This is a genomic window from Paraburkholderia sp. J76, assembly GCF_905220295.1.
GTDB lineage: Bacteria > Pseudomonadota > Gammaproteobacteria > Burkholderiales > Burkholderiaceae > Paraburkholderia.
In genome coordinates this window covers 570,099-581,709 of record NZ_CAJMZJ010000003.1, presented here as the reverse complement: position 1 = coordinate 581,709, position 11,611 = coordinate 570,099, and the positions used below count along the sequence as shown (strand labels likewise).

Genomic DNA, 11,611 nt, shown 5'->3' with positions numbered 1-11,611 from the left:
CGCGACTGCTGGGGCGCGCTGCTAGCTAGCGGTCCGCCCCAGCGCCGCGACGAACGCGCGGCGCGGATGGCGACAGCGGAAAGGAGCGAGACCAGGGCCGTCGAACGACGACCCCGGAAAACGATAATGGAGTGTGGTTTATGTCAGAGCGTATTGCGTATGTGACGGGCGGGATGGGCGGCATCGGAACTGGCATTTGCCAGCGCCTCGCCAGGCAGGGCTTCACGGTAGTCGCAGGCTGCGGCCCGAATTCGCCGCGCCGCGTGAAATGGCTGGAAGATCAGAAAGCGCTCGGTTTCGACTTCGTGGCCTCCGAAGGCAACGTGGGCGACTGGGACTCGACGCGCCAGGCGTTCGACAAGGTCAAGGCAGAGGTCGGCGAGATCGACGTGCTCGTGAACAACGCCGGTATCACGCGCGACGTCGTCTTTCGCAAGATGACACGCGAGGACTGGACGGCCGTGATCGACACCAATCTCACGAGCCTCTTCAACGTGACGAAGCAGGTGATCGACGGTATGGTCGAGCGCGGCTGGGGCCGCATTATCAATATCTCGTCGGTGAACGGCCAGAAGGGTCAGTTCGGCCAGACCAACTACTCGACGGCGAAGGCCGGCATCCACGGCTTCACCATGGCGCTCGCCCAGGAAGTGGCGACCAAGGGCGTGACGGTCAACACCGTTTCGCCGGGCTATATCGGCACGGACATGGTGAAATCCATCCGTCCCGACGTGCTGGAAAAAATCGTCGCGACGATTCCCGTGCGCCGTCTCGGCGCGCCGGAGGAAATCGCGTCGATCGTGGCGTGGCTCGCTTCCGACGAGTCAGGCTTCTCAACCGGTGCTGACTTCTCGCTGAATGGCGGGTTGCACATGGGCTGATCCCAGGCGCCGCGCGCCTGCAGGGGACGCGCGAAGCCGGGATCGAGGACGGCAGCGGGCCTGTTTGCTCACCGGGGCAGGCACGTTTGACGGGCTAGACCCACGCGCGACGGCAACGGCCGCCGCGCGTTGGCGCTAACAAGGGCGACACATGACGACTACAAAGAAAACCGCCGAACGTCTCATCAAGAAATATCCGAATCGTCGGCTGTACGACACGGAGACGAGCACGTACATCACGTTGACCGACGTGAAGCAACTCGTGCTGGAGCAGGAGGAGTTCAAGGTCATCGACGCGAAGACCAACGAGGATCTGACGCGCAGCATTCTGCTGCAGATCATTCTCGAAGAGGAAAGCGGCGGTTTGCCGATGTTCTCGTCGTCGATGCTGTCGCAGATCATCCGCTTCTACGGTCATGCGATGCAGGGCATGATGGGGACTTACCTGGAAAAGAACATCCAGGCGTTCATCGACATCCAGAACAAGCTCGCTGACCAGTCGAAGAGCCTTTACGAAGGCAACGCGATGAACCCCGAGGTCTGGTCGCAGTTCATGAACATGCAGGCGCCCATGATGCAGGGCATGATGACGAGCTATATCGAGCAGTCGAAGAACATGTTCGTGCAGATGCAGGAGCAGATGCAAAATCAGGCGAAGAACATGTTCAGCAGTTTTCCGTTCAAGCCCGTGACGCCGGGCGGCGCGGCAGCGCCGGCGCAAGGTGCGCCCGAGGGCGGCGAAGAAGAGAAGAAGTAAGCGGCGCGGCGCAACGGCGCACACACGGTGGTGCGCGCGCCGGCCAGTTGTGCGCGCCGCGCCTTGCCGTGCGGCCGGTTTAGCGCCGGTTCCGTGCTGGCTTCAGGCGGCGCCCTGCAAGTCGCGCAAGGCTTCGGGGTGCAGCACGGCAACGCGCAACAGGGTTTGTGCCGCGCCAGTGGGTTCACGGCGGCCTTGCTCCCAATCCTGCAGCGTGCGGGTGGAGACACCCAGTAGCGCGGCAAACGCGCTTTGCGAAAGGCCGACTTTCGCGCGCGCGATCGCCGCGGCGGTGGGCATGACACGGGTGACGCGCGCACCGCGGCCAGACTTCATTTCGCGCACCGACTTGAGCAAGTCGGCTTGAAACTGCTCCATTTCTTTATCCACATCGCACCTCTTCGCGCAGCCGGTCGAGGAATGCCGCCGGCAGGTTGTCGAATTTCGCTTTCGTGTAGACGATCAGCAGCCAGATGCAGCCGTGATCGAGCACGTTGTAATAGATCACGCGCGCGCCGCCGCGCTTGCCAAAGCCGAAACGCCGCCAGCGCACCTTGCGCAGGCCGCCGGTGCCGGGAATGACCTCGCCGGCGAACGGATTGTCGGCCAGCCAGGTAATGAACGCTTCGCGTTCGGAATCCCGCCAGACATCGGCGGCGTAGCGCTGAAACGTTTCGGTTTCGATGATGGTCAGCATGGATGCGCGTCGGTTGTGATTATACGGCAGTGCCGTAATCGAGTGGAGGAGAGATCGATGCGCTTGATGGAAATCAAAGGCGTATTCGACCCCGGTCTCTCTCGATGCTAGCCAACCTTGCTGCGCCGCACGATACGTCAAACGGGTAAAATGGCGGATTGGTTTGATCCCGCGCGGCGCACGAATGCCCTGCGCCCCACATCCGGACGTACACGTGAAAAACCCCGTTGAATCAGCAACCTCCCGCAATCCTGCTCCGCGCGTCGGGATGGTTTCCCTCGGCTGCCCGAAGGCGCTTGTCGACTCCGAGCAGATCATTACCCAGTTGCGCGCCGAGGGTTATGAGATCTCAGGGTCTTACGACGGCGCGGATCTCGTGGTCGTCAACACCTGCGGTTTTATCGACGAAGCCGTGCAGGAAAGTCTCGACGCCATCGGCGAAGCGCTCTCCGAGAACGGCAAGGTGATCGTGACCGGGTGTCTCGGCAAGAAGGCGAGCGCGAGCGGCTCGAACCTGATCGAGGAAGTGCATCCCAAGGTGCTGGCCGTGACGGGCCCGCACGCGGTGGGCGAGGTCATGCAGGCCGTGCACAGCCATCTGCCCAAGCCGCACGACCCGTTCGTCGATCTCGTGCCGGCTGCGGGCATCAAGCTCACGCCGCGCCATTACGCTTACCTGAAGATATCCGAAGGCTGCAATCACCGCTGCACGTTCTGCATCATCCCGTCGATGCGCGGCGACCTCGTGTCGCGCCCGGTCGCCGAGGTCATGCTCGAAGCGGAGAACCTCTTCAAGTCCGGCGTGAAGGAACTGCTCGTCATTTCGCAGGACACGAGCGCTTACGGCGTGGACGTGAAGTACCGCACCGGCTTCTGGAGCGGCAAGCCGATCAAGACGCGCATGACCGACCTCGTCGCCGCGCTCGGCGAACTGGCCGCGCAATACGGCGCCTGGGTGCGCCTGCACTATGTCTACCCGTATCCGAGCGTGGACGAAGTCATTCCGCTGATGGCCGAAGGTCCGTTCAAGGGCCACGTGCTGCCGTACCTCGACGTGCCGTTCCAGCACGCGCATCCCGAAGTGCTCAAGCGCATGAAGCGTCCCGCGAATGCGGAAAAGGTCATGGAGCGTGTGAAGGCCTGGCGCGAGATGTGCCCCGATCTCACGATCCGCAGCACGTTCATTGCCGGCTTCCCGGGCGAGACGGAAGAGCAGTTCGAAACGCTGCTCGACTTCATCCGCGAGGCCGAACTCGACCGCGTGGGCTGCTTCGCTTACTCGCCGGTCGAAGGCGCAACGGCGAATGAACTCGACGGCGCGCTGCCCGACGACGTGCGCGAGGAGCGCCGCGCGCGCTTCATGGAAGTGGCGGAAGAGGTCTCGGCCAGGCGGATCCAGCGCAAGGTCGGCAAGACGCTCAAGGTGCTGATCGACGAAATCAACGCCGACGGCGGCATTGGCCGCACCGCGGCGGATGCGCCCGAAATCGACGGAGTGGTGTACGTCGCGCCCGCGACCCGGGCGTCGAAGCGCTACAAGGTCGGCGATTTCGTTTCGGTGAAAATCACCGGCGCGGACGGCCACGATCTCTGGGGCGAGGTCTGACCGGCATGACGAGCGCCGCCCCGCAAGTCCTCGCTTATGGCGAGGCCATGGTCGAGTTCAACCAGGCGTCGAAAGACCGTCCCGAGTATTTGCAGGGATTTGGCGGCGACACGTCGAACTTCGCCATCGCGGCGGCGCGTCAGGGCGCGCGCACGGGCTTCGTTTCAGCCGTGGGCGACGACGGTTTCGGCCGCCTCCTGATCGACCTGTGGACGCGCGAAGGCGTCGATACCTCGGCGGTGCGCGTGGACGCCACGGCGCCCACCGGCGTCTATTTCGTCTCGCATGGCCCGGCCGGTCATGCATTCGACTATCTGCGCAAGGGCTCGGCCGCCAGCCGTTACACGCCGCGCGATCTGCCGCTCGACCTCATCGCGGCTGCGCGCGTGCTGCATCTCTCCGGCATCAGCGTGGCGATCGGCGATAGCGCCTGCGACGCCGCGCTCGCCGCCGTCGAGCATGCGCGCGCCAATGGCGTGCGCGTGAGCTTCGACACCAATCTGCGCCTGAAGCTGTGGCCGCTCGCGCGGGCGCGCGCCGTGATGAACGAGGTGCTGCGTCTTACCGACATCTGCCTGCCGAGCTGGGACGACGTGGCCGTGCTCACGGGCCTCGACGACCGCGACGCGATCGTCGATTACCTGCTCGCGCGCGGCGCTCGCGTGGTCGCGCTCAAGCTGGGCAAGGACGGCGCTTACGTCGCGACGCCCGACGAGCGGCGCGTCGTGGCGGGCCACGTGGTCGCGGCTATCGACGCCACAGGCGCGGGCGACTGCTTTGGCGGCGCTTTCATCGCGCGGCTGGCAGCGGGCGACGATCCGTTCGCGGCGGCCCGCTATGCGAACGCGGCCGCCGGGCTTTCGACGCTGGGTTTTGGCGCCGTCGCGCCCATCCCTTATCGCGAAGACGTCGAGCGCTTCCTCGCCGGTCAGCCTGCGAGCGAAGCGCACTCATAACAAGATTCATCCATTCAGGAAGACGAGGAGCAGAACATGGAACGCGAAGTAGTGGTGGCAAGCGGTGTGCGCACGGCAATCGGCGACTTCGGCGGCAGCCTGAAGGACTTCGCGCCGACCGATCTCGGCGCGCGGGTGGTGCGCGAAGTGCTCGCTCGCGCGCACGTCGAGGGCGATGCGGTGGGCCACGTGGTGTTCGGCAACGTCGTTCACACCGAACCCAAGGACATGTACCTCGCGCGCGTTGCCGCGATCAACGGCGGCGTCGCGCAGCATGCGCCGGCGCTAACCGTGAACCGCCTGTGCGGCTCTGGCCTTCAGGCGATCGTATCGGCCGCGCAAACCATTTTGCTCGGCGACGCGGACATTGCGATCGGCGGCGGCGCGGAAAACATGAGCCGCGCGCCGTACTCGATGCCGGCCGCGCGTTTCGGTCAGCGCATGGGCGACACGGCGCTGGTCGACATGATGATCGGCGCGCTGCACGACCCCTTCCAGACGATCCATATGGGCGTGACGGCGGAAAACGTCGCGAAGAAGTTCGGCATCACGCGCGAGGCGCAGGACGCGCTGGCGCTCGAATCGCATCGCCGCGCGGAGCGCGCGCGCGCCGAAGGCCGCTTCAAGGATCAGATCCTGCCCATTTCGATCAAATCGAAGAAGGGTGAAGTGCTGTTCGACGCCGACGAGCACGTGCGCGAGGGCGCCACGCTCGACGACTTCTCGAAGCTCAAACCCGTGTTCGCGAAGGAGAACGGCACGGTCACGGCGGGCAACGCGTCAGGCATCAACGACGCGGCCGCCGCAGTGCTGCTGATGAGCGCCGACGCGGCCCGCGCACGCGGCGTGAAGCCGCTCGCGCGCCTCGTCTCGTACGCGCATGCGGGCGTCGATCCGGCGTATATGGGCATCGGGCCGGTGCCGGCCACGCAGAAGGCGCTCGAGCGCGCCGGCCTCAAGGTCGGCGACCTCGACGTGATCGAGGCCAACGAAGCCTTCGCGGCGCAGGCCTGTGCGGTGTCGCAGGAACTCGGGCTCGACCCGGCGAAGGTCAATCCGAACGGTTCGGGCATCTCGCTCGGCCACCCGATCGGCGCGACCGGCGCGCTCATCACCGTGAAGGCGCTTTATGAACTGCAGCGTATCGGCGGCCGCTACGCGCTCGTGACGATGTGCATCGGCGGCGGCCAGGGTATTGCGGCCATCTTCGAGCGCATCTGATACGTGGCGCCGCAGTCCGCCGTGCAAGTGAAGGAAGGATCCAGATGGAAGTTGTGACGCAAGCACAGCGGCCGCCGCGCGCGGCCGTCCGACCCGGCGGCGCCCTCAAGGCACGCGGCTGGATCGTGGCCGCGGCTGCGGCGGCCATGGTCCTCGCGCTCCCGCTCGCGGCGCGCGCGCAGGACGCAAGCGCGCCGCCGCCGGTCAAGTCCACGCTCAAGCCGAATCCCGAGTTTGCGAAGCTGCCGCAATACGTCGGCACGCTCGGCAAGCGTCAGATCGTCATGCGCCTTGGCGCCAAGACCGGCGACGACGACCCGACGGGCGTGCACGGCGAATACCAGTTCACGGACACGGGCGAGGTGATCCTGATCGCCGGCGACCACGCGGACGCCACGCTCGAAGCCGAGGACTCCTACGACGGCACGCATATCGCCGGCAACTGGGTGGGCACGTTCGCCGAGGACGGCTCGCTCGCGGGCGACCGCATGGATCCTGACGATTCGCATCCGGTGCCGTTCGATCTCAAGCCGCTCGCGGCGGGGGCGGCGGCTCCTGCCGTTCCGACCGGTGCGGCGAGCGCGCCCACGTCCGCTCCGAACGGCGCACAGGCGGTGAACGGCGTGGGTAATCTCGTGATCGGGCAATAAGCCCGAAGCGAGCCCGAAGCGGGTGTTACCCTTCGCTATGCGGCGTTGCGCGCGCCCTTGCGCGAGCCGCCCGCCGCAACGTCATCGCGCCTCAACCGAATACGCTCCGACATGACCAAATCCAACTCCAGCCGCGCATTGCAGACGCGCATCGTTCACCCGCAAGACGACATCACGCCCGGCTTCGAGTCGTTTGCCGCGCCTGTCACGCGGGCTTCGACCGTGGTGTTTCCCGACCTCGCCTCGGTGCGCGCGCTCGACTGGCGCAACGACGCGCAATGGCGCTACGGCTTGCACGCCACGCCCACCTCGGCCATGCTGCAAAAGCGCATCGCCGAGATCGAGGGCGGCGAGTATGCGCTGCTGCAGCCCTCGGGCCTCTCGTCCATCTCGAACGTCTACTTCGGACTGCTGAAGTCAGGCGACGACGTGCTGATTCCCGACAACGTCTATTCGCCCAACCGCGATCACGGCGACTGGCTTGCGCGCGATTTCGGCCTCACGGCCCGTTATTACGATCCGATGATCGGCGCGGGCATCGCCGACCTGATCCAGCCGAACACGAAGCTGATCTGGCTGGAAGCGCCAGGCTCGGTGACGATGGAAGTGCCCGACGTGCGTGCGATCACGGCGGCGGCACGCGCACGCAACGTCGTGACGGCCATCGACAATACGTGGTCGGCGGGGCTGGCGTTCAAGCCGTTCGAGCACGGCGTCGACATTTCGGTGCAGGCGCTCACCAAGTATCAGTCGGGCGGCAGCGACGTGCTGATGGGCGCGACCATCACCGCCGACCGCGATCTCTATCTCAAGCTCAAGGCCGCGCGCATGCGGCTCGGCATTGGCGTTTCGGTCGACGACTGCTCGCTCGTGCTGCGCGCGCTGCCGAGCATGAAGGCGCGCTTCGAGGCGCACGACCGCACCGCGCTTGCGCTCGCCGGCTGGCTCAAGACGCGCCCCGAAATCGCGGCCATGCTGCATCCGGCGTTCGAGGATTGCCGGGGCCACGCGTTCTACAAGCGCGACTTCACGGGCGCGGGCGGTCTCTTTTCCGTCGTGTTCGACGAGCGCTACAGCGCGGCGCAGATCGACAGGTTCTGCGAGTCGCTCGAACTCTTCGCGCTGGGCTGGAGCTGGGGCGGCGCACATAGCCTCGCAATGCCGTACGACGTAGGCTCGATGCGCACGGCGGCGAGCTGGCCGCATCGCGGCACGCTGGTGCGTTTCTACATCGGTCTCGAAGAGGAGGCCGATCTTCGCGCCGATATCGAGCAGGCGCTTGCGAGACTTGCGGAAAAAACCAGTACGCCTGAATAAATCGCGCAATGCGAAAACGGCCGCTCGCGTCCACGAGGACGCGAGCGGCCGTTGTTATTTCCAGCCAGCGCGAAATTCCGGTCAGAACAGACGCAGCAACCCGTCGAGCCCGACGAAGTTGAACGCGACGCTCGCCGCCTCGCGTACCACCGGCTTCGCGCGGAACGCGACCGACAAACCCGCCGCGCCCATCATTTTGAGGTCGTTCGAACCGTCGCCCATCGCGATGGCGCGGTGTGGCTCGATGCCGATCCCGGCACAGGTTTCGACGAGCGTGCGTGCCTTCACGTCGGCATTGACGATCTCGCCGGTTACGCGTCCCGTGAGCTTTCCATTCACGATTTCGAGCGTGTTCGCGCGCGTGTAGTCGAGCCCGAGCCGCGCCTTCAGGCGCTCGGTGAAAAAAGTGAAACCGCCGGAGACGAGCAGCGTCTTCAGTCCCGCGGCCTTCGCGCCCGCGAGCATCTGCCCGGCGCCCGGCGAGAGTTGCAGGCGTTCCTCGTACACGCGCTCGAGTGCGCTCGCGTCAAGGCCCTTGAGCAGCGCCACGCGGCGCGTGAGGCTCTCGTTGAAGTCCTTGATCTCGCCGCGCATCGCAGCTTCCGTAATCGCCGCGACCTCGGCCTTCAGGCCGCAGAAGTCCGCGATTTCGTCGATGCATTCGATCGTGATGAGCGTCGAGTCCATGTCCATCGCCACGAGGCCGAAATCGGCCAGCTTGCGGCCCGCTTCCACGAACGCGTAGTCGAGCTGGTGGGTGCCGCAGTAGACTTCGACATCCGCGCGCTGGGCCGGCTCGGCGTTCTCGATGCGCAGCGCGTGGGCGTCGAGCGGCGTGAGGCGGCTGCCGCGCGCTAGGCCGAGGAGCGGCTTGTGATGGACGGTGTCGAGCGGGGCGGGACTCTGGATGACGAGATTCATGGCAGGACGGGCAAAGCCGACGCGCGGCGTTGTCAGATCGGTCGGATGAAAAAGGGCGCAGTCGCGCGGCAGGCGAAGACGCTGCTGGGCTTCGTACAGAGCGCGGCGAAGCCCGCTATTGTAACTTCCCGCTGACAGCCGCGGATGCGCGACCGATCGGCAAGCCCGGCGCATGCCCGCGCGCTGTCCCTGCGGCAAGCAAATTGCGCGCGATGACAAGCAGGATAAAACCTGGTCCGCTCGATGCATGTGCTCGGCGCAAGGCGGCGCGCAGCGCGCTAGACTGGTAACAGACCATCCGCCGCACGCGAACGGAGCGTCGTACCGGCTATTCGCGGCTCGCCGCGTTCGTTGCGTACGCCGCTTTTCGCTCGCGGGCGCGGCCGTTCCCGCCAGGAGGTGACGCATGCCTTGCCGCAGCTCCCGCCATACTCGCCGCCGTCGCGCGGCACTCGTCCAGTTCGCCTTGGCCGTTTCCTGCGTCGTCGCGCTGCCCGCGCTCGCGGCCACGCCGATCACCGTGACCTCGAAGGCCGCAACCGACGGGCCGATCCGCTACACCGTGCGGGTCGCCTCGAAGGCGTTCGGCGACGCTCAGGAAACCCGCACGCTGCGCTCGGGCGACACCGATGACTTCACGTGGCGCACCACGCCGCCGGGCGGCGCGGTCGCGACGCCGCAAGGCTGCCCGGACTACGCTTCGCTGCCGCTCGACGCAAACGGCGCGATGGTCAGGCAGACGCAGCTTCGTCTTGCGCCGATCGTCGCGAGCAACGGCACGGCCACTGTGCAGGTGAGCTTCCGCGCCCAGGCGCCGCACGGCACGCAGACGGTGTCGAACAACGGCGCCTCGCTCACGTGTCCCGCCGTGGTCGCGCATAGCGAAGTGGCGCACCTCACGATGCCCACCAACGGCACGGCGAAAATGCTCAAGCTCAGCGACGGCACGCAGATCACGATCTCGGCGCAGCGCTAGGGCGCATGCGCCGCCCGTGCTGCCGGGGCCGCAAGGTCCGCAACGTCCGCAAGGGCTCAAGCGCGTGCCTTGCGCTCGATGAGCCGCGCCACGAGAAAGCGATGTTCCGGCGAGAAGAGGCGCCGATACGCGAGCAGCACCGCGCCCACGGTGCCGAGCGCCGACGAAGCCGCGATCAGGAACATGATCACGATCTGGTAGCGTACGGCTTGCAGCGGCGACTGTCCCGCGAGCACCTGGCCCGTCATCATGCCGGGCAGGCTCACCACGCCGACCACGGCCATCTGGTTGAGCGTCGGGATCATGCCGGCGCGCACGGCCTCGCGGGCGCTCGCCTGCGCGGCTTCCCAGCGCGTGGCGCCAAGCGCGAGCGCGCTTTCCACACGGTCGCGCCGCGCTGTCAGTTCGTGCATCATGCGCTCCACGCCGAGCGATACGCCCGTCAGCGTGTTGCCGAGAATCATGCCGAGGATCGGAATCGCATATTGCGGCTCGTACCACGGCCGGATGCGAATCACCACGAAAAGCCCGACTGCGGCGACGAGCCACGCGCTCACCCAGATCGACACGATGCTGTCCGCGCGTTGGCCGCCGTAGGTGCGTGCGCCGCGTTGCGCGCCTGCGAACCCGGCGATCAGCGTCATGAGCGCCATGAGCGGCAGTACGACGTACCAGCGGTTGAAGGCGAATACCCAGCCGAGCACGTAGCCGATGGCGAGCAGTTGCACGACGGTGCGCACGGCGGCCCATGCCAGCCTGCGTTCGAGGTCGAGCTTGAGCAGCACGGAGACCGCGCCGTTGACGAACACGAGCAGCGCCGCAATGGCGACGTCGCCGATGCCGAGGTTCTGCAGCACGCCGGGGCTCATTGCGCGGCTCCCTGCGTAAGCGCCGTGCGCGTGGCGGGCTCTTCGAGCACGCCCGCGCGCATCGTCAGATGCCGTTCCCCCACGCGTTGCGCCTGGGCGGGATCGTGCGAGACCCAAACCGTGGCGCGCGTGGTGCGCGCTTCGTCGAACCAGCCGGCCACGAGCGCTTCCACCGTGCGCGCCGATTCGGGGTCGAGAGACGCGGTCGGCTCGTCGAGCAGGAGCGCTTCGGGATCGAGCTGGAGCACCCGCACGAGCGCCACGATCTGCGCTTCGCCGCCCGAAAGCCCGGCGGTGTCGCGCGCGAGGAAATCGCTGGAACGGCCGGTCGCGGCGAAGAGGGCGCTCGCGCGCGCCGCGTCGAATCGCGCGTCGCGGTAGACCGCTAACGTATAGGGATAGCGCAGGTTGTCCTCGACGCTGCCGTCCAGCAGCGCGGGCCGCTGCCTCAGGTACGCAATATGCCGCCGGTACTGCACCATGCGCCCGCGCGCGACGGGCTGGCCATGCCAGCGAACCTCGCCGCCGTCGAGCGGGTCGAGCAACGCGAGCGCGCGTAGCAATACGCTCTTGCCGGACCCCGACGGACCCGTCAGCACGGCGCGCTCGCCGGCGCGCATCGCGAAATCGGTGGGATGCAGCAGCCACTGGCCGCGTTGGGCGTCGCGCCGGGCGATCTGGCGGCTCTCGACGAGCGGCGCGCGATCGGCGCCAGGCAGGGGAAGTGAGGTGTGCTCGAGCATCAAAAGATTGCAAACAA

13 protein-coding genes are annotated in these 11,611 nt (G+C 66.5%); 8 read left to right on the top strand and 5 right to left on the bottom strand.

Translation table 11 applies throughout. The features are described from left to right. Positions 1-140: 140 nt before the first annotated feature. On the top strand, positions 141-881 hold the full coding sequence (locus U5768_RS09200) for a 3-ketoacyl-ACP reductase (protein WP_322030046.1): 741 nt from the start codon (positions 141-143) through the stop codon (positions 879-881). Between the two features lie 151 nt (positions 882-1,032). Beyond that, entirely contained in the window at positions 1,033-1,638 is a 606-nt protein-coding gene (gene phaR / locus U5768_RS09195; protein ID WP_133186007.1) for a polyhydroxyalkanoate synthesis repressor PhaR, read from the top strand. 102 nt (positions 1,639-1,740) lie between these two features. On the opposite strand, the gene U5768_RS09190 is transcribed toward phaR, so the two are convergent. Together U5768_RS09190 and U5768_RS31955 are read right to left on the bottom strand one after the other, a co-directional pair. Next, a complete protein-coding gene (locus tag U5768_RS09190; RefSeq protein ID WP_322030045.1) occupies positions 1,741-2,028 on the bottom strand; it encodes a helix-turn-helix domain-containing protein in 288 nt (95 codons plus the stop codon). Beyond that, on the bottom strand, positions 2,021-2,584 hold the full coding sequence (locus tag U5768_RS31955) for a hypothetical protein (protein WP_415913870.1): 564 nt from the start codon (positions 2,582-2,584) through the stop codon (positions 2,021-2,023). Before U5768_RS31955 ends, U5768_RS09190 begins: the two co-directional genes overlap by 8 nt. A 19-nt stretch (positions 2,585-2,603) precedes the next feature. On the opposite strand from U5768_RS31955, the gene rimO reads away from it, so the two are divergent. The 5 genes from rimO (at position 2,604) to U5768_RS09160 (ending at position 8,085) form a co-directional block, all read left to right on the top strand. Beyond that, positions 2,604-3,941, top strand: a complete 1,338-nt coding sequence (gene rimO / locus U5768_RS09180) for a 30S ribosomal protein S12 methylthiotransferase RimO (protein ID WP_322030044.1) — start codon at positions 2,604-2,606, stop codon at positions 3,939-3,941. Positions 3,942-3,946: 5 nt separating this feature from the next. Then, entirely contained in the window at positions 3,947-4,897 is a 951-nt protein-coding gene (locus U5768_RS09175; RefSeq protein ID WP_322030043.1) for a sugar kinase, read from the top strand. Between the two features lie 36 nt (positions 4,898-4,933). Then, positions 4,934-6,118, top strand: a complete 1,185-nt coding sequence (gene bktB, locus U5768_RS09170) for a beta-ketothiolase BktB (protein WP_322030042.1) — start codon at positions 4,934-4,936, stop codon at positions 6,116-6,118. A 44-nt stretch (positions 6,119-6,162) separates the two neighbouring features. Then, positions 6,163-6,768, top strand: a complete 606-nt coding sequence (locus U5768_RS09165) for a hypothetical protein (RefSeq protein WP_322030041.1) — start codon at positions 6,163-6,165, stop codon at positions 6,766-6,768. Between the two features lie 111 nt (positions 6,769-6,879). Beyond that, entirely contained in the window at positions 6,880-8,085 is a 1,206-nt protein-coding gene (locus U5768_RS09160; protein WP_322030040.1) for a cystathionine beta-lyase, read from the top strand. 81 nt (positions 8,086-8,166) lie between these two features. On the opposite strand, the gene serB is transcribed toward U5768_RS09160, so the two are convergent. Next, positions 8,167-9,006: a phosphoserine phosphatase SerB gene (gene serB / locus U5768_RS09155; protein ID WP_322030039.1), complete on the bottom strand. Its 840-nt coding sequence runs from the start codon at positions 9,004-9,006 to the stop codon at positions 8,167-8,169. 406 nt (positions 9,007-9,412) lie between these two features. Here serB and U5768_RS09150 point away from each other — a divergent pair, with 406 nt between their 5' ends. Then, positions 9,413-9,982: a DUF6013 family protein gene (locus U5768_RS09150; protein WP_322030038.1), complete on the top strand. Its 570-nt coding sequence runs from the start codon at positions 9,413-9,415 to the stop codon at positions 9,980-9,982. A gap of 56 nt (positions 9,983-10,038) precedes the next feature. On the opposite strand, the gene U5768_RS09145 is transcribed toward U5768_RS09150, so the two are convergent. Continuing rightward, positions 10,039-10,851, bottom strand: coding sequence for an ABC transporter permease (locus U5768_RS09145; protein ID WP_322030037.1), 813 nt, complete (start codon positions 10,849-10,851; stop codon positions 10,039-10,041). Then, positions 10,848-11,594 carry an ATP-binding cassette domain-containing protein gene (locus tag U5768_RS09140; protein ID WP_322030036.1) on the bottom strand — a complete coding sequence of 249 codons (747 nt, stop codon included), beginning with the start codon at positions 11,592-11,594 and terminating at the stop codon, positions 10,848-10,850. The genes U5768_RS09145 and U5768_RS09140 overlap by 4 nt, the downstream gene beginning before the upstream one ends. Positions 11,595-11,611 lie beyond the last annotated feature (17 nt).